We start from the raw sequence: 19,530 nt of genomic DNA on the forward strand, positions 1-19,530 counted from the left end.
ATTCATTCCGACCGCACAGTTCACTGGATGGATTGACGCTGGATGAGGCTAGAAACGCAGTCGAAATAGGGATAAATGAACGTCCGATTCCCAATTCTGGTATTCATGGGGAGGTCAAGATTTATCCTAAAGCTGTAAAAGGGAAATCAGGGAGTTGGGAAATATACAACCTGTATAAAAACAGAAGTGAATTGATCTATAATCATGGGATAGGAGCTAATTTTTGGCGTTTGTCTTGAAACATCACCCTACAGGCCAAAATTGGACAACATGTGTCTGCTGGTCTGCCACAACTTAGCTATAGTAACCTATTAAAAGCGTCATTCTGGCCCGTTCGGATACATTAATCTGCCAATCTGACAGCAATTCGAACATTTTTTCTAGCTGGCATTTGTATTGATAGATAAGAACTGTCTGTCAGTTTATATATACAGCCAACTAAAGAAACTAAATCCAGTTATGGGAAAAATTATTGGTATTGACTTAGGCACCACGAACTCGTGCGTGGCCGTGATGGAAGGCAACGAGCCGGTTGTAATCCCCAACTCTGAAGGCGCCCGGACAACCCCCTCGGTAGTGGCGTTTATGGACAACGGCAACGGCGAACGCAAAGTAGGCGCTCCCGCCAAACGCCAGGCCATCACCAACCCGAAAAATACGATTTCTTCGATTAAGCGTTTCATGGGGAAACGTTATAATGAAGTTACTAACGAAATGAAATCGGTAGCATACGACGTAGAGAACGGACCGAATGGTACGCCCCGCGTTAAAATTGGCGACCGTCAATATACTCCACAGGAACTTTCGGCTCTGATTCTGCAGAAAATGAAGCAGACTGCTGAAGATTATCTTGGCCAAACGGTAACCGAAGCGGTTATTACGGTGCCCGCGTACTTTAACGATGCCGAACGGCAAGCTACTAAAGAGGCAGGTCAGATTGCCGGCCTTGATGTGAAACGGATCATCAATGAGCCTACGGCGGCTGCACTGGCCTATGGGTTGGATAAAACCAATCACGATCAGAAAATCGCAGTTTTTGACTTAGGTGGTGGTACGTTCGATATCTCGATTCTTGAACTCGGTGACGGCGTATTTGAAGTGAAATCGACGGATGGCGATACGCACCTCGGTGGTGATGATTTCGACCAGGTAATTATCGATTGGCTTGCCGATGAGTTCAAAAAAGACGAAAATATCGATCTTCGTCAAGACCCAATGGCGTTGCAACGTCTGAAAGAAGCGGCTGAAAAAGCGAAAATTGAATTGTCAAGCTCCAACTCAACGGAAATTAACCTGCCATACATCATGCCGGTGAATGGTATTCCGAAGCACTTGGTACGGACGTTGAGTCGGGCTAAATTTGAACAACTGGCCGATTCACTAGTCCAGCGCAGTCTGGAACCATGTCGTCGTGCCCTGAAAAATTCAGGTTTATCGGCTGGCCAAATTGATGAAGTAATTCTGGTTGGTGGTTCAACCCGGATTCCGAAAGTGCAGGAAGAAGTTGAAAAACTTTTCGGTAAAAAACCCTCCAAAGCTGTTAATCCTGATGAAGCTGTAGCCATTGGAGCTGCTATTCAGGGCGGTGTATTGACGGGAGAAGTAAAAGACGTACTGTTGCTTGACGTAATTCCATTGTCACTTGGTATTGAAACGATGGGTGGCGTATTTACCAAAATGGTGGATGCTAACACAACAATACCAAGCAAGAAAGTAGAAACGTATTCGACAGCTTCTGATAATCAGCCGAGCGTAGAAATCAACGTATTGCAGGGTGAACGTCCAATGGCAGCTCAAAACCGTCAATTAGGCCGATTCATTCTCTCTGATATTCCACCAGCTCCGCGTGGTGTGCCACAAATTGAAGTAACGTTCGATGTTGATGCCAACGGTATTCTACACGTAACAGCGAAAGATAAGGGTACTGGTAAAGAGCAAAAAATCCGGATTGAAGCATCGAGCGGCCTAACCGAAGCCGAGATCAGCCGGATGCGCGAAGAAGCAAAAGCCAATGAAGCGGCCGATAAATCTGAACGCGAAAAAATTGAGAAAGTCAATCAAGCTGACTCGATGATTTTCCAGACCGAAAAACAACTCAAAGAATACGGCGACAAACTGTCAGAAGGCAACAAAACTGCAATCGAAGGTGCGCTGGCGAATCTGCGTACGGCTCACGGATCGCGCGACGTAGCAGCTATCGATACGGCTCTTGAAGGTTTGAATAATGCGTGGGCTACGGCTTCGCAGGAACTATACAACGCTACGGGTGGTGCCGGCGCTAACCCAGCGGATGGCACTGGTTTTGCTGGTAACACCGACGGAGCCGGACAAGGTCAGCCAACCGGCGACAACGTATCGGACGTACCCTACGAAGAAGTTAAGTAAGACCAGGGTTTATCCGATTTCTGGCTTAAACTGATTTTGTTAAAAAGCCCTCATCAGTAATGGTGAGGGCTTTTGTATTGGTAATAAATAGGGCCAATGTACTAAATTCCGCAGCGGCTTTACTTACATAGAGCTACTGGCTTACCCGATAGATAACGCCATTGGTATCGTCGGTGAAAATTAGTGAACCGTCAGGTAACGTAGCAATACCAACTGTCCGGCCGAACTGAGCCTGATTAGTATTGACAAGGAAACCTGTTGCAAAATCCTCTGCCAGAACAGGTTGGCCGTTTTCAAAATGTACACGTATCACTTTGTAGCCAGAAAGCTGAGAACGATTTCAGAAGCCGCATTAGTGTCTTGTAAGAGTGTAACTGTGCCCGCTGTACGAGATATGTAACGAATACATTACCTAAAGAACCAACGGCAAACGTTCTCGGCTTGCCAAGCTGATCTGCAAATTTTCGGATAGCAGATCCCATCGGCACTTTAGGCAGGCCAATCCTGTCGTCAGTAGCTTCTACTAATGCTGGTTCAAATACATTTCCCTGAACACCTGAAGTTGTTGGGCTGGTATTTATTTCTGGAATAGAAACCTCCAGAAGGTTGTCTTTCTTGCAGGAGCCCAGTAATGACATGGCAACAATCACTCCCAGAAGGGACACTGTGTGTAAATTTTTCATTGAATAAACGTTGAGAATTAAGAAATGAAAATGTGCTTTCATCCATAATCGCTGTTTATAGACTTACTACATATGGATAAGTTGAAAATCATGCCGACAAATGAGTATTTGGACTTTGGTTTCTATTAAAACAGAATAGGATTGGTGTAATATTAAGATGATGTTTAAAATAGAATTATATTATTTGGTATTAGTAAAATTAAATTTGGCGAAAAAATTGCTGTATACTTATATAATTTATATAATTACTTGTCGTTAATTAATTTGGTAAAAATAATATTGTCCAATAATTTCTTTAACTAATGATATGTATAGGTTAGAGTATATACAGAATTATTCGGGCTATTCTGTACTAAGGACAATTCTCCGTCGTGCATCCTATGTGCTATACTTGACGGTTGTAGTTGTTCTATTACTGGAACTCTGTCTGCGAATATATAACCCGTTGAATCCAAGGGTTAAAAACGAAAAGGTTATACTGCCGATCAATAAAACCTACGAACTAACGATGGAAGGCCTGCCTTCTATCGAACGTAATGCCATTCATACGAAAAATTCGCTTGGTTTTCGTGGAGAAGAACCGCCCAAAGACTGGTCGAAACATCTAACAGTTTTAACTGTAGGTGGAAGCACAACAGAGTGTTTTTTTCTGGGAGATGGAACTGACTGGACAGCCCGTATGGCACAACGTAGCCATTCAACAATGCCTTATTTGTGGATCAATAACGCTGGCCTGAATGGGCATTCTACGTTCGGGCATCAGGTTTTGCTTGACGATTATCTGTTGAAACTACACCCAAATGTAATCCTGTTCCTGATCGGTATAAACGATGTAGGTAAGGATAAAATGGACGGTTTCGACAACACCGTTCTGAAGAATACATATCTTGATTTAGGCGATTCTTGGTGGAAGAATCTGGGACGTACTATTGCGCAAAACAGTGAAGTAGTTGGACTGGTTCGGTTAGTAAGCAGAGGAATTGTTACCCAGAAACTTAATTTTCGGGACAACCTCTACAGACCTGTACACCCCGATGATACTCTTAATTTGTCGCAGGCAGTTATTCAGAGTGAGTTGGCAACTGTATCCCACTTTATACCTGCATACCGCGAACGGGTACTAAAATTGATAAAAACCTGTCGGCAGTCGGGAATTGAACCAGTTTTGATAACGCAACCACTACTGGTTGGGGCGGGTTTTGATCCCGTTAGCCACACCGATCTGGCAAAATTTCGGGTAAATGAACGCGAAAATGGGCTGCTTTGCTGGAAACGCCTTGAAGTGTACAACAACGTAACACGGGCGGTGGCTATTGAACAACAGGTTCATTTGATTGATTTGGCACGTAAAATGCCCAAAAGCAGCGAATATTTTTACGATGACATGCACTTTACCGAATCGGGAGCCAGAAAAGTAAGCGATGTACTATCCGATGATTTAACACCATACTTAAAGCTAAAATATAATAAAGCCAGTTTGTGATTGGCAAGCAAGAACATATTTTGCAGAGTGACGACTATTGCGATTGAATTGGCACAAATAAAAAAGCCTGACTATTTTTCCGTCAGGCTTTTTTATTTGTGAATTAGTCCGAAACAGCTTTCTGAAGAGAGAAATCAAACTGACAGTATCTTCCCAAGCAGATAACAAAAAATACCCATTTTGATATATCTCGCCAAACGTATTTTAAGAGTATATTACAGAGTGTGAATTCTGATGGAAAAACAAAATGCTATAACAGCATGAAAAATATAGATTCCAGAACGCACGTACGGGGGGAGTCGGTTTATCTGGATGATATTCCGCTGATACAAGGTACGTTGTTTGGTGTTGCGTTTGGTTCTCCAATCGCACATGGTGTCATTAAAAAGCTTGATACGTCTGCTGCCGAAACTATGCCGGGAGTGATACGTGTGTTAACGTATAAAGATGTAACAGGTGAGAACCAGATTGGTGGCATCATTCCCGACGAACCACTCTTGGCCGAACATCATGTCCATTATTGCGGTATGCCTATTGCATTTGTGGTAGCTGAAACCGAAGATGACGCCAGAGTTGCGCTGAAAAAAATTACGCTTGATGTTGAGCCACTTCCCATAATTACCGATCCTCGCGAAGCACAAGCTTTGGGCGAGTTGATTATTCCGCCAAAGCACTTCAAACTGGGAGATACACAGACAGCCTTGGCGCAGTGCCCGTATATTTTTGAGGGTTGTGCCGATACCAATGGACAGGAACATTTATATATTGAAACGCAGGGTGCATATGCCATTCCACAGGAAAACAATGGCATAAAACTATACTCATCTACACAGGGCCCAACAGCAGTACAACGAGCAGTTAGCCGCTCATCAGGATTACCAATGCACCAGATTGAGGTTGATGTGAATCGGTTGGGAGGGGGCTTTGGCGGTAAAGAAGATCAGGCCAATCTGTGGGCGGCTTTGGTTGCCTTGGCGGCTCATATTCTCCGAAAACCCGTTAAATATTCACTGCATCGGATGGAAGATATGGCGATGACTGGCAAACGCCATCCCTATTCGTCAGACTTCAGGATCGGCTTAGACAATGAGCTGAAAATCATTGCTTACGAAGCTACGTTCTATCAGAATGCCGGTTCTGCTGCTGATCTTTCGCCAGCGGTGCTGGAACGAACTTTATTTCATTGCACAAATAGTTATTACGTCCCGAACGTGACAGCTACTGCCTACAGTTGCCGCACACATTTACCACCTAATACGGCCTTTCGGGGATTTGGCGGGCCGCAGGGAATGTTTGTCATCGAATCTGCCATTGCCAAAGCTGCTGAATCGCTGGGTATTGATGCGTCGGTTATTCAGGAAAAAAATCTGATTAGAACAGGCGACGAATTTCCATATGGCCAACTTGCCGAAAGCGAAGCCGAAGCCTGTTGGCGTAAAGCAAAGCAAGTTTACGAGCTTGATACTATTCGGGAACGTATCGCCATTTTCAACCAAGAGAACCGGCTTTATAAAAAAGGAATAGCTTTAATGCCGATATGTTTCGGAATTTCATTCACAAATACGCGCATGAATCAGGCACGGGCATTGGTGCATTTGTATACCGATGGCAGTGTGAGCGTAAGTACTGGAGCTGTTGAAATGGGGCAGGGCGTTAATACCAAAATGCTTCAAGTAGCGGCCGAGGTGTTATCTATACGTAGCGAGCGGGTGAAATTGCTGACAACCAGTACGTATAGAATTGCCAGTACGTCGCCATCTGCCGCTAGTGCAACAGCTGATTTGAATGGAAAAGCTGTTCAACTTGCTTGTGATGAACTGGTAAAACGACTTAAAGTAGTAGCTGCCGGTGAACTGAATTCCTCTGTTGAGTTGATTACTCTAAAAGAGGAATGGGTTTATCTGGATGGACAAAAAACCGATTGGAGTTGGGAACGACTATTGATGACTGCTTATTCGAAACGGGTTAGCCTTTCTGAACACGCACACTACGCTACTCCAACCATTCATTTTGACCCTATTGCGGCAAAAGGCCATCCGTTTGCGTATCATGTATATGGAACGGCTATCGTAGAAACAACGGTCGATTGCCTGCGTGGTACCTATCAGGTTAATGCGGTAAACGTAGTGCATGATTTTGGTGTCAGTATGAACACCGCTATTGACAGAGGGCAAATTGAGGGTGGTATTGTACAAGGGTTAGGCTGGATGACTATGGAAGAAATCGTATTTGATAAAGCAGGCCGATTAAGGTCGAATGCGCTCTCGACCTATAAAGTGCCAGATGTATATTCAGTACCTGAAAAAATTGCTATTGAGGCTCTAAAAACGGAGCAGGATAATCTGGCTATTTTTCGATCGAAAGCCGTAGGAGAGCCGCCACTGATGTATGGTATAGGAGCCTATTTTGCGCTACGTAATGCCATTTTTGCCTTTAATCCAACGGCTGTTATTGCCTACGATGCGCCCATGACCCCCGAAAAGGTTTTGTTGGCGTTATATAACGATTCAGCTACGTATCAGAATTTGTCTTCTGTCGATGATAAAACAGTTAACCACCTGGCAATTAATCCTTAGTAGCCTGCAACAAAACCTACCGGTAATGATGCTGTACGTTCTGGAAAGCCACGGTAGTAGCCCAGGGCGGCAGGGATTTCTGATGGCCGTGAATACACTAGGGGAGATGGATGGATCGATTGGTGGAGGAATTATGGAATATAAGCTGGTAGAACTGGCCAAAGAAAAACTGCGGAATAATCAGATTTCTGAGGTATCGATTCGAACCCAATACCATGATAAACATGCCGCTCATAACCAAAGCGGTATGATTTGCTCAGGCGACCAGACGATTCTTTTATATCAGGTTCGGCAAAACGACGCTGGCTCGATTCGGTCAATTATTCGTTGCCTGCAGCAGTATAACAGTGGTTTGCTTGAGCTGTCATCTGAGGGCATCCAGTTTTCGAAGGATATATTCCCTGAAACAGATTACCGATTTACAAAACAATCGGACCAGAAGTGGTTATACTGGGAACGTCTGGGATATAAAAATCAGCTCTATATTGTTGGGGGAGGTCATTGTGCGCTGGCACTCTCGCGTCTAATGAGTAAAATGGATTTTTATGTCCGGATTTTCGATGATCGGGATGATTTACATACGATGGGTCAGAATAATGATGTTCATGAAAAGGTAATTGTAAAGCAATATGACGAATTGGCAAGTTTAATTCCTTCTGGTTCGCAGCACTACGTAGTAATCATGACGTTCGGCTATCGAACCGACGATCTGGCAATACGTGCTTTATTAGGAAAACAGGTTAAGTATATCGGATTGTTAGGAAGTAAAGCCAAAATAGGGAAACTGTTTTCTCAGTACCGTAGTGAAGGCATAACACCAGAAGTACTTCAACAGATTCACGCACCAATTGGTATTCCCATCAATAGTCAGACGCCCGACGAAATAGCTGTGAGTATTGCCGCAGAAATAATTCGGGTTAAAAATAGCTAGCATCATTACCTTGGAAACCTATTGACAAAGAAAAAGGCAACCCGTATGAGTTGCCTTTTTCTTTGTAGTATGAATGCTTAAAAGTTATCGAAAATCCAGGAATCGGCACCTGTTAAATCGTTGATTTCTGGCATTTTAGCAATAACATCTTCCCGAGTATTAGAACCCATCGCCGATACTTTAAACAATTGCTTTTGACCGCGTTTGGGTGTAATGACAAAAGCATCGGCAAAGCCAGCCTGACGTAGTTGCGACTTCAGACGGTATGCATTTTGTTTGCTCGAAAACACACCAGCAATTGCCAAAAAGTTTGGATAAACGCGTTGTGCTTTAACGGCAGCAATAGCCACCTTTTTAGTTGCCACAACAGGCTTTGCTTTTACCTCGATAGAAGCGGCTGCTACGTGCTTAACTTCAGGCATCGGTGCAGGTTTGACAGCTACTGGCGCAGTCTTAGCAACTGTAGGGGCCGATTTTACAACCGTAGGATTTGTTTTGGCAACGACAGGAGCCACAGCAGCAGGGGCAGTTTTCACAACCACTGGAGCCGATTTTACCTCGGTTGGAACAGCTTTAGTAGCGACCACCGGAGCCGATTTCACTTCAACAACTACGGGAGCAGCTTTTTCAACCTCAGGTGTAGATTTCGCTACTTCAGTCCAGCCGTCATTGTTAACGGGTTTAACATCAACCGGTGCAATTTTAGTCACTTCTGGCTTTGTTGCAGTAGTAACGACAGGAGCCAGTTCTTTGGTTTCCTCAGGCTTAGCTACAGCCTTTTTCTCAGCAGACTTATCGAAATAGGCCGACGTACTGTGGAACAGATTCGACGGATCTAAGCTGCTCTGAAATGGCTGACCAGGTTTGATAACGGAGAAATAGCTAACAACGCCAACCGTACCGATCAGTAACACCGCAGCAGCAATGCGCCAATACGGAATTGAAGGTTGCAACGGCGTATGTACTACGTCTTCATCGCGAACCAATACTGGCCCTAATGCCGTAGTTACCGGAACTGCATCGATAGCTGGCTCCAGAATTGGTTTTGGATTTACCCGCTGAGTAGCTAACGGGGTCATACCATAGGCTTCACCAAAAAAGTTATGCCGAACGCTTGGATGGAACTGTAACCGGTTTTCGTCGTTGTTGGTGAACGTACCGATATTTTCCAGTTCAAACCGCCCGCCCGTATCAATCTGCTGGTGTAGTTCATTTACGAACGTAGCAATATGGCGTTGCGCCACATCACGTGCCACAGACTCATGGAGCATGATATAATTAGCCAGAATGCCATCATCAAGCCGCAAAGCCTCATTAAAGGCGATACGTTTACGAGGGGGCAGATACAGGCCACTGGCTTCCGTATACGTAGCGGGCTGATAGTGAGTTAAAAAAGCACCTAACTCAGGTACCACCACGCAGTCGTACTGGTAAAGTAATTTCTTTAGGTATTCATTAACGGACGTCATAGATATGGTATATACCGATTAGAACGAATAACTAATTCCGCCAAGAAAGTTAAGTCCTTGATTTTGATAATACAAATATCGCTGATAATTCTGTCCGAAGATATTATTTAACGAGACAAAAGCGGATAGTTGCTTACCAAGGAAATAGTCAATCTTTACATTTGCATCATAAATAGGTTTCAGGGTATACGTAATTCCAGAAACAAAATTTTTGTTCGTTATACCCTCATAAAAATACAAATCAGCTGTAATAAATAATTTTTTGTCCAGAATATACGAATTTGTCCAGGTCGCTGCTATGCGAGGGCGTCCCCAGGCATTATCGAGTCGTTCGAACGAATAATTGAAAAAGTCAGCTTTCAGTGTCGAACGAAATTTGTCTTTCTGTGCATAGGCTAACTGACCAGAAATGGTCAGTACATTCGCCAGGCCACCATCATACAGCACTGCAAACTTAGATGTGTCGGGCAAGCTGTTATTAAAGGTCGAAAAGTTTCGGTAGCGCGCATAAGATGCTTTCGCTTCGTATGAAAATCCACCACCCAATGCGCCTTTAGAACCCCCATAAATATCAAGCGATTTAACCGTGTTCGCCAACATGACCTGAGGTCCAAGCCATTTGTTTTCGCTTAACAACGACCGTAACGTATTCCGGTTAATATCGCCATCAACGCCGGCAAAAATATGCACATTCCCAACCGGCACGAGGTCAATATCGATCACCGGAAAAGCCCGTGTATCGTTAATGTTCTGACGTTGATCGGTCTGGTTTACAGCGTTAATACCTGCCGTCAGTGTAAAGATTGAGGAGGTATATTTAAACGTTGGTTTCACCCGGAACAAATTCCGGTTGTCGATAAGAGAACCATCGGTGCGTTGTGTTACGTAAGCGTCAGCAGTAAGAAGTGCAAAAACGCTGCCAGAAATTCCAATAGACGCATTCAGGTTGGTTCCCCAGTCGAATTCAGATGCGTTGAAACGATCGCTCAGTGACGTAATGCCTGTGCGTAGCGAGTAGTCGACTGCGTTTTCGCTGTTTGTATTTTCGATGCCTACCTTAAAGTTAAAGGTGCTCAGATGTTGTTTTAAGGCATCTGGATTGAAAGCTGATGATGCGGCAAATTCATGGCTATAACCATAAAAATTATAGGCATTTCGGTCATAACCCACATCGGCCTGAAGTTTAAAGGCGTCGGCCAAATATTTTCCGGTAACTCTGAAGCGCGAATCACTTTGCGCCGAATTCTTTCCATCGACTGGGCCAATACCCGATGACAAATGCCGTGCCGAAGCTTCTAACGATACGTTCGAAGACGCATTCAGCCCCACAAAACCTTCGCCCAGAAACGAACTATAGTTACCTGCACCGAGCCGGACATAATTATTGAACGAAGAGGTTTCATCAGGCTGGGTAGTTGCCGGAGACAGAACGCCCGGCGTAATTTTAGGATCGCCTACAGTTAATTTACGGTCTTCGAATTCGTAGGTTAGTTTACGTTGCTCCGCCGACGGTTTAACCGATGGGATTTTGTTGAAAATCCGGGTTGCGGGGGGGAGATCAATTTTGCGGCTTTTCTCAACCGTAATCTCCTGGTTTTCTACCTCACCTTCTTTAACAGGTCGGGTGGGTTTCGTCTCCTGCGCGAAAACTGCCGAAGTGAGCGACGCAAAGCCAAGTATGAATAGGGAACGTACGATCATAATAGAGGTACGACATAAGAATAATGGATAATTGAATAATGAATAATGAATAATGAATAATGATGTGTTAGGCAAAGTTGCGCTACGACCATTATTCATTATCCATTATTCAATTATCCATTATTCATACATCAGTTAGTTTTTAGATTCCAGCGTTGCCAGTTTTTGTTTGGCTTCCGCAACAATGGTTTGATCGGATGAATTTTCGATGATGGAGTTCAGAACGGCTTTAGCCTGAGCAATTTCGTCCTGAGCCGCGTTATTATCGGCCACCAGAATAAACGCTTTCCCTTTCCAGTACTCAAACTCGCCAAATTGCTGATTGAATTTGAGCAACATCGCAATCGACTCCTTGTATTTTTTCTGCCGATACAAAATGTCGCCGAGGTAATATTGTGCTTCAGCACCGTTGACGTCTTTAGCCAATGCAATGGTTTTGTCGAACTCAGTCTGTGCGGTTTTATAATCGCCCTTTCCAATGGCAACTTTACCCAGCATTAGTTGCGCCCGGTTCTGTGCTCCCGGTACTACGTTGCCAGCGGCCAGAACCTCGCGAGCCATCGCAGCCGCTGAATCCGGTTTTGGGTAAATGAAATACGTATCCATCATACCCAACTGAGCCGTTACCTGCTCCGCCTTACCGCTCGACTGGCTGGCCATGATCTGGTAATTGCGGATGGCACGCGGATAATTCTTCTGAGCGATTTCCAGCTCAGCGGCCCGAGTTGCGGCACGTACCAGATACTCTGAGCGTTTATCAGCAATAATCAGGTTATAATAACGGAGCGCATTGGCCGCGTCCTCTGTCTGGCGATATGATTCGGCCAGATAATAACGCGCTTCATTTGTATTCGGGCTGGCCGGATATTCCTGTAAAAAAGCCTGCAATGATTGAATGGCCTGCGCGTATTTCTCGTTGCCATAGATGTTTTTGGCGTTCTCGAATTGCACCCGTTCGATGTCGGTACTGCCTGGATTACTCTTCTTGTATTGGCCCAGCACCTTAGAAAATTCTTCCGGACGACCAGCATCGTTCAGCGTATTTTGAATACCCAGAAGGGCACTTTGTGCTTGCTCTGAATCGCCGTAGTTATCGAGAATTCGTTTGTAATCGGCAACGGCGGGATCATATTGCTGGATATTACCATAGGCAATGGCTCTCTTTAGCAAAGCCGCCGGAACCAACCGACTGTTGGGCCGCTCCTGAATCAGCTTAGTAAAATTACGAATGGCGACCTGATAATTTCCTTTTTCAAAATCGACATTGGCCGTCTGAAACAACGATTCATCAACAAATCGCGAAGTGGGGTATTGCCGTTGTAATTGATCAAACTGCGCTTTGGCTTCTGCATCACGACCAACGTAGCTTAAAATCAACGCTTTCTGATACGCAGCGTAATCCTTGTCGGCAGCATTTCGGGCAATCGCCTGATCGTAATAGCGCATCGCATTTTCATACTGCTTGGTCACAAAGTACGTATCGGCCAACCGGATTGTGGCATCTTTAACCTGTTCTGCTACGTCGTCCTGCTGACTATTGCCTGCTTTCGTTACGAAATCGCGGAAGTTTGGCTGAGCCCGCGCGTAATCCTTTTTATTGTAATACGCATAGGCTAATCCGTACAAGCTTCTTGTGGCGTAGCTCGACCCGCTTTTCGATACGCTGGTATAAAGCGGAATAGCCGTATCGTATTGTTTCCCTGCCGAATAGGCTTCGGCTTTCCAGAATTGAGCCCCTGCCTGTAACTCATTGTCGACAGGGAATTTTAGCGATTTATCCAGATTTGCGACGGCTTGCGGATAACGCTCAGCGTTGAAATCGTTGACGCCCTGATTATACGTCAGTCGCTGATAAGTAGCGTTGATTTTCGGAGTTTTCCGCTTCAAACCCTCGATATAGGCGATGGCCGCCGGATAGTTGTTCGACGCAAAATAGGCCTCACCAACCAATTCATTGGCTTCGTTTTCAAACTTACTATCAGGATATTGCTTGAGAAAAGCCGTCAATTCTTTCACCGCGTCAGCGCCGTTATTCTGGTCGAGTTGCAGTTTGGCGTGGGTGAATTTTGCTTCCTCCTGAATTTCTTTATTGAATGTCAGCCGACCAGCCTGATCGAAAGCATTGAGCGCATAAGTCGGATTTTGTGTCTGTAAATAGCTGACACCAAGCGTATAAGCAGCGTATTGAGCTGTCGTGTCTTTTCCTCCAGCCAGCGTTTTTAATTGTGTGATGGCATCCTGATACGCACCCGTCCGAAACAGCGATTGCCCATACCGGAACCGCACTGCACCGGGCGTTTTTGCTCCGCTCACATTTACGTACTGTTTGTAATACGGGATCGCTTTGGTAAACTGGTTTTGCTGATAAAAAACTTCGGCTGTAAATAGTGCCACTTCATTCAAACCTGCTCCATTATTCCGACGTAGCAACGGTTCGGTATAAGCAAGCAAATCATCGAAACGACGTTGCCGATATAGGGACTGAGCAATCCAGTTTGGTACCTGATTCTGATACGTCGGGTTGTTTTCGATACGTCGAAAATCAGCAACCGCTTCGTTATAATTCCGATTCCGGAAATTAATCACACCAGCGTAGTACGAAGCTGCGGGCGCATCGGGCGAGCTGGTATCTAGTTTCACCGCGTTCAGCAGGGGCAAGGCTCGTGCCAAATCCTGTGTATTATAATAAGCTATGGCAAGCTGGTATTTATAGGCCAGTTGCTGACTGCTACTACCACCCTGATTTACGGCTTTTTCCAGAAAATCGATGGCTTTGGTATAATCCTGACGATTGTAGTAATACGTACCTAAATCACCATACAACTGGCCCGCTTTGGGATGTTGTGCATGGTTTTTTACAAATCGATCAACCAGCAGTTCAGCACCGGGTTCATCGATGTAAAGACTCGACAAGGCAATGTAATATTCGGCTTCTACAGCATTCTGATCGCTGGTGTTGAGCAGCGTCTGGGCGCCATCGCCACGGCGAGGTTCCAGATATTGCCTGAATTCATAACGGGCAGCAGCATAATTGTTACGTTCGAACAATTCAAGGCCATTTCGATAGTGGTAATCTGGTTCGGCATTACTCTGGGTTCGTTGCGCAGTTGCCGATAGCGACAGAAACAACCCAGAAAGCAGACAGAACAACCATCGACGGATTAGGAATGATGATTGCAGTGACTGGTCAGGCTGTGGGTTTGATAGGGGCATAATAACTGGTTTTGGAACTTGGCGTTTTTTGTTTTAAAGTTTTATGTTCCAGCTTTCAGGAGTAAATTGCCTGTTCTGAAATCAGCAACTTGAAACAAAAACAGATTTGCGTCGTAGTTTCGCCGACAAATTGGCAAATTTCCTTGTCAAATCTGGACAAAAAACGAAGGTACTTCGGTTTTCCGTATGAAAAAAAAAGCGTCGCTTCTGTATTTACTTACTCTATGGACCATTTTTGCTTCTCAACAAACATTTGCAGGCCCAACACGTCCCGATGATGATACGCCCCCGGCTCCTTCGCCTAGCGTAACCTATATTCTATCGATGCCTGAGCCGCAGACCCATTATTTTGAGGTTGAAATGCAGGTGAAGAATGCATCGACGGCTACTAATGCAAAGAAAAACGGCTATCTCGATATCAAAATGCCTGTCTGGACTCCCGGTTCGTATCTGATTCGGGAATATGCCAAGAACGTAGAAGCATTTACAGCATTCGTAGGCGACAAAACGGTACGTAGCGAAAAAATCCGTAAAAATGCCTGGCGCGTTTACACCAACGATGATAACCTGACGCTACGTTATCGGGTATACGCTAATGAGTTAACGGTCAGAACCTGCTTCATCGATTCAGACCACGGCTACGTAACGCCAGCCGGAATGTTCATGTTTCACGATGCTCTCAAGAATCAGCCACTACGTCTGGTCATTAAGCCGTATAAAGACTGGAAAAAAGTAGCAACCGGATTAAAGCAGATCACAAGTCAGGTTGGGATTACCACCGATTTTACCTACGAAGCCCCTGATTTCGATATTCTGGTCGATTCGCCGATTGAGATTGGAAATCACCACACCTTCAAATTTACGGCGTCAAATATTCCGCATACCGTAGCCATGTTTGGCGACGTAGCGTATAACGAGCAGCAGTTAGCCGCTGATTACAAGCGTGTTTGCGAAGCAGCAGCAACTGTAGTAGGCGAGCATCCTTGTACCGATTACACATTCATTGTGCATCACATTCCACCGGGTGGTGGAGGTTTGGAACACCTGAACTCCACTACGCTCGAAACGACACGTAACGCCTACGCCACCGAAGCAAACTACAAAGGGTTCCTAACCTTGGTTGCGCACGAATATTTTCACCTCTGGAACGTAAAGCGAATCCGCCCAGTTGCGTTGGGTCCGTTCGACTATGAGAACGAGAACTATACGCACATGCTCTGGTTGTCAGAAGGTTGTACGTCGTTTTACGAAGATTATATTTTGCGTCGGGCAGGTTTTCATACGCCCGAAGCGTATTTAAATATTGTAGGAATCGATATTACGGGTATCGAAAATCAGCCCGGAGTTCGAGTGCAATCGGTTGCCGAATCGAGCTGGGATGCGTGGATTAAAGGCTATCGCCCTAATGAAAACTCGACCAACACAACCATTTCGTATTATAGCAAAGGCAGCGTGCTCGGTACGTTGCTGAATCTGGCTATTCTGGCCGGAAGCAACGGTGAACGTAGCATGGACGACCTGATGCGGTTTCTGTACAATGAATATTATAAGAAACAGAAACGTGGTTTTACTGACGATGAATTTCGGAAAGCGGCTGAGCAGATCGCTGGCAAAAAGCTGGACGATTTCTTTAACATTGCCGTCAATACTGCTAATCCGATCAACTACAACGCTTATTTCGAACCAGTGGGTTTGCAATTGGTGAACGTAGCAGGACGGACTCAGGATGGTTTTCTGGGGGCAGCGGTTTCGGCTGCGGGCGGAAAATCAATAATAACCAGTGTTCGACGTGGATCAGCAGCTTACAATGATGGTTTGAACGTAGGCGATGAAGTGCTGGCTATCGATAGTGTTCGTGTAGGAGATGATTTACTACGTCTGGTTGCCGGACATCGGATTGGTGATAAATTGAATGTGTTGGTAAACCGGGCTGGTCTGGTACGTGAAATTCCCGTTACGTTAACCCAGAATCCACTGGCCAGTTATCGACTGGAAGCGTTGCCAAATCGTACAGATGCGCAAAAAACACTCTATAATAAGTGGCTATATATTAAGTAGTCTTTACCGATAATTAGATAAACAGGCCCGGTTAACTGCCGGGCCTGTTTGTGTTTAAAAGGAATGAGTTTTTCCTAACCAGCAAGAACGATTAGGAGTTGAGGGCGAGCCAAATGCATATCTAAAAATTGGTTAACATAGCAGCTTTAAAAGGGAGGATGCCAGTGGATAATTAAGCATTAAATTCGCTACTAAACTGATTGATTTCAACGCTGGATTTGGTTATTTTTAAGACATGAAACACGTCACTATTCTAATCCCAAATGGCCATATTAGCCTTACCAACGTTGAAGGAACACGTCAAATTTTTCTGGAAGTAAACAACATATTAGCCAGTATGGGGAGGTCTCCACTTTTTTCTGTAGAACTGGCTGGAATCTCCAAAAAAGTAAATCAACAAAATGGCTTATTTTCTGTGACACCTGATTTGCAAATTCAGGATATAAAAAAAACGGATCTAATCGTTATTCCCGCCATTCACGGCGATCATAAAAATAACCTTGAACAAAACAGAAAATTTATCCCCTGGATTATTAATCAATACAATAACGGAGCAGAAGTCGCCAGCTTTTGCATTGGCGCTTTTTTACTTGCTTCTACAGGCTTATTAAAAGGAAAACAGTGCGCAACCCATTGGCGGATGGCAAATGAATTCAGGCAGTATTTTCCTGATGTGAATCTGGTCGATGATCGGATTATGACGGAAGAAGATGGCATTTACACGAGCGGGGGTGCTTATTCATACCTGAATTTGATCCTGTACCTAATCGAAAAATTTGCCGGGCGCGATATGGCGATCATTATTGCGAAAGCCTTTATGATTGATATTGATCGACAGAGCCAGTCGCCGTTCATTATTTTTCAAGGCCAGAAAGAACATGACGATGAACCAGTGAAAAAGGCGCAGGAATTTATTGAGTCAAATTTTCAGGAAAGAATATCCGTCGATCAACTGGCCGATATGCTAGCCCTTGGTCGGCGAAATCTGGAACGGCGTTTTAAAAAAGCAACAGCGAATACAGTTGTTGAATATATTCAGCGGGTGAAAGTAGAAGTCGCTAAAAAAAGCTTCGAAACTAATCGGAAAAATATTAATGAGGTAATGTATGATGTTGGGTATACCGATACAAAAGCGTTTCGCAATACGTTCAAAAAAGTAACAGGATTGTCTCCAATCGAATATCGAAATAAATACAATAAGAAGAGTCTGGTGTTGATGTAGAAATATTTACAACAGAAGAAAATTATTCGTCAGAATAATTAAGGATAAACGAAACTAAAAAATGGCTTTAGATTTTATATCTGAAGCCATTTTTTAGTTTCACTACATTAGAAATTAATAACTGTCATTTTGTTTCAGATAGCCCGGTAAGTTCGACGCACCGTCGATGGCGGTTTGTGGAATCGGAAAAATACGCTTGAATTTATCGGTATTCGTTTTTTCAGTCCACGCGCCTTCATATTTTCCGAAACGTATCATGTCACTACGACGTAGCATTTCCCAGTAGAATTCAAAGCCGCGCTCACGATAGAGTAAATCCAGCGTCATTGACGATAGGGCAGGAGGAGCCGTCGTTACGTTACGTGCCGCTCTGACTATATTAACATCAGCCAGTGCACTAGCCGCATCGTTGCTTTTACGCAATTTTGCTTCGGCCCGCATCATGTATACATCGGCCAAACGCAAAATAATAATATCCGCTTCACCGAAATTTCGACCACTTACTGACTTTTTGCTGAACTCATATTTCTCCACCCGATAGCCAGTATTGTAGTTGCTACCAGCCACGGTAAAGTCAATTTGCTCCGTAAAGTCAACCGCCATCGTTGGCCGGTTACGGGTGTCGTGATACAGTTTTGCCACCTTGAATTTGCCATCAGGACACTTTAAGAAGACCCCATTCCGACGTATCAAACCATATTGCTGACCACGTAGTATACCCCGATTAATATTGAAATCTGCTTCGGCAACGCACGAATCAGCCGGATTTGAATAAATTGACAGATTCTGTTTGTAAAACCGAGGATCAACAGAAGGGTCACGGGGGGCATAGGCGTTTACCCAAGTACGGTAATAATCGGGCGTAATACCCGGACCATCGGTACCGTTGGCATTTGGATAAGCTGGCAGTGGAAACTGATCGCCTGATAGTGAGAAATACGCCATCCGGTTGTGCCCGTTCAGGTCTGCACGCTGATCGACCGCGAAAATCAATTCTTTATTGTCGTGATTATCGGAGTTGAAGATCGAAAAATAGTCTTTCGAAAGCTGATACTGACCCGAGCTGATAATCTTATCGCTGTACTCAATTACCTTGTCCATATCTTCCGGCTTAAAGGTAAATTGAGTAGCATAACGGTCGCGGTAAACGCCAGCGTTCAGATACAGGCGCGCCAATAATCCCCAGATAGCCCCTTTCGTCAGCCGACCGGGGCCAACCGTTGTTTCCAGATTTGGTTCTACCGCCAGAAACTCGTTTTTCAGGTATTCAACAGCTTGTTCTCCGCGCAAAATAGTCGACGTAGCGCCGAGGTCGTCTTTTACGAAAACAATACCGAATAAATCCAGCGTCAGTAAACCGTAATAAGCCCGCATACCCCGTGCTTCGGCCAGATACGTTTTAGTAACTGGATCGTTTAGGGTCGGTAACGTATTGATCGCCGTAATAGCCCGTGATACGCCCTGGAGAATGAAGTTCCAAGTGTTACGTAGGTTGGGGTCGGTGCTGGTATGTGTATGCTGGTGGAGGGCCAGATAAATACCATTGTCGCCCCAGTCGGTGCCACCCCGATACGGCAGAATAGCTTCGTCGGTCGAGATTTCCTGTAGCGCAAAGTAGTTGGTATGCTGAAAAATGTCGGGCAGCCGGGCATAAACCGGAGCAATAATACCATCGGCGGCCTGCCGATCTGAAAGGCCCGATACGGAAGCTTCGTCTAGTACACGTTCGGTCAGGTTTGTACAACCGTTTACGACCAATAGGCTCACCAGCGCCAGCGTGGAAATAAGTTTCTTTTTCATGATCTCTGA

12 protein-coding genes are annotated in these 19,530 nt (G+C 44.8%); 6 read left to right on the forward strand and 6 right to left on the reverse strand.

Annotated features, from left to right (window positions below; translation table 11 throughout):
- Nucleotides 1-459 precede the first annotated feature (459 nt).
- The gene (gene dnaK, locus ACYVD4_RS06730) at nucleotides 460-2,385 is read left to right on the forward strand and encodes a molecular chaperone DnaK (protein WP_460943708.1); all 1,926 of its coding nucleotides are present in this window, start codon (nucleotides 460-462) and stop codon (nucleotides 2,383-2,385) included.
- Nucleotides 2,386-2,518: 133 nt separating this feature from the next.
- Here the strand turns inward: dnaK and ACYVD4_RS06735 are convergent, their stop codons facing one another.
- The gene (locus ACYVD4_RS06735) at nucleotides 2,519-2,698 is read right to left on the reverse strand and encodes a hypothetical protein (protein ID WP_460943710.1); all 180 of its coding nucleotides are present in this window, start codon (nucleotides 2,696-2,698) and stop codon (nucleotides 2,519-2,521) included.
- Complete coding sequence (locus tag ACYVD4_RS06740) at nucleotides 2,679-3,110, reverse strand: hypothetical protein (RefSeq protein WP_460943712.1); 432 nt, start codon at nucleotides 3,108-3,110, stop codon at nucleotides 2,679-2,681. The genes ACYVD4_RS06735 and ACYVD4_RS06740 overlap by 20 nt, the downstream gene beginning before the upstream one ends.
- 466 nt (nucleotides 3,111-3,576) lie before the next feature.
- On the opposite strand from ACYVD4_RS06740, the gene ACYVD4_RS06745 reads away from it, so the two are divergent.
- From ACYVD4_RS06745 to ACYVD4_RS06755, 3 genes are all read left to right on the forward strand, one after another.
- Nucleotides 3,577-4,551 carry an SGNH/GDSL hydrolase family protein gene (locus ACYVD4_RS06745; protein ID WP_460943714.1) on the forward strand — a complete coding sequence of 325 codons (975 nt, stop codon included), beginning with the start codon at nucleotides 3,577-3,579 and terminating at the stop codon, nucleotides 4,549-4,551.
- A 260-nt stretch (nucleotides 4,552-4,811) separates the two neighbouring features.
- Nucleotides 4,812-7,127 carry a xanthine dehydrogenase molybdopterin binding subunit gene (locus ACYVD4_RS06750; protein WP_460943716.1) on the forward strand — a complete coding sequence of 772 codons (2,316 nt, stop codon included), beginning with the start codon at nucleotides 4,812-4,814 and terminating at the stop codon, nucleotides 7,125-7,127.
- Complete coding sequence (locus ACYVD4_RS06755; RefSeq protein ID WP_460943718.1) at nucleotides 7,090-8,058, forward strand: XdhC family protein; 969 nt, start codon at nucleotides 7,090-7,092, stop codon at nucleotides 8,056-8,058. The genes ACYVD4_RS06750 and ACYVD4_RS06755 overlap by 38 nt, the downstream gene beginning before the upstream one ends.
- Before the next feature lie 77 nt (nucleotides 8,059-8,135).
- Here the strand turns inward: ACYVD4_RS06755 and ACYVD4_RS06760 are convergent, their stop codons facing one another.
- The 3 genes from ACYVD4_RS06760 to ACYVD4_RS06770 form a co-directional block, all read right to left on the reverse strand.
- On the reverse strand, nucleotides 8,136-9,527 hold the full coding sequence (locus ACYVD4_RS06760) for an HU domain-containing protein (protein WP_460943720.1): 1,392 nt from the start codon (nucleotides 9,525-9,527) through the stop codon (nucleotides 8,136-8,138).
- An 18-nt stretch (nucleotides 9,528-9,545) separates the two neighbouring features.
- A complete protein-coding gene (locus ACYVD4_RS06765; RefSeq protein ID WP_460943722.1) occupies nucleotides 9,546-11,228 on the reverse strand; it encodes a TonB-dependent receptor in 1,683 nt (560 codons plus the stop codon).
- A gap of 135 nt (nucleotides 11,229-11,363) precedes the next feature.
- Nucleotides 11,364-14,441, reverse strand: coding sequence for a tetratricopeptide repeat protein (locus ACYVD4_RS06770; RefSeq protein ID WP_460943724.1), 3,078 nt, complete (start codon nucleotides 14,439-14,441; stop codon nucleotides 11,364-11,366).
- A 186-nt stretch (nucleotides 14,442-14,627) separates the two neighbouring features.
- Between ACYVD4_RS06770 and ACYVD4_RS06775 the strand changes: the two genes are divergently transcribed.
- Nucleotides 14,628-16,499: a M61 family metallopeptidase gene (locus ACYVD4_RS06775; RefSeq protein ID WP_460943726.1), complete on the forward strand. Its 1,872-nt coding sequence runs from the start codon at nucleotides 14,628-14,630 to the stop codon at nucleotides 16,497-16,499.
- Between the two features lie 235 nt (nucleotides 16,500-16,734).
- Nucleotides 16,735-17,721 (forward strand): GlxA family transcriptional regulator, encoded by a 987-nt coding sequence (locus ACYVD4_RS06780; RefSeq protein ID WP_460943728.1) that lies wholly within the window; start codon nucleotides 16,735-16,737, stop codon nucleotides 17,719-17,721.
- Nucleotides 17,722-17,835: 114 nt separating this feature from the next.
- On the opposite strand, the gene ACYVD4_RS06785 is transcribed toward ACYVD4_RS06780, so the two are convergent.
- Entirely contained in the window at nucleotides 17,836-19,521 is a 1,686-nt protein-coding gene (locus tag ACYVD4_RS06785; protein WP_460943730.1) for a RagB/SusD family nutrient uptake outer membrane protein, read from the reverse strand.
- Nucleotides 19,522-19,530: the final 9 nt, after the last annotated feature.

The organism is Spirosoma daeguense, assembly GCF_054776875.1.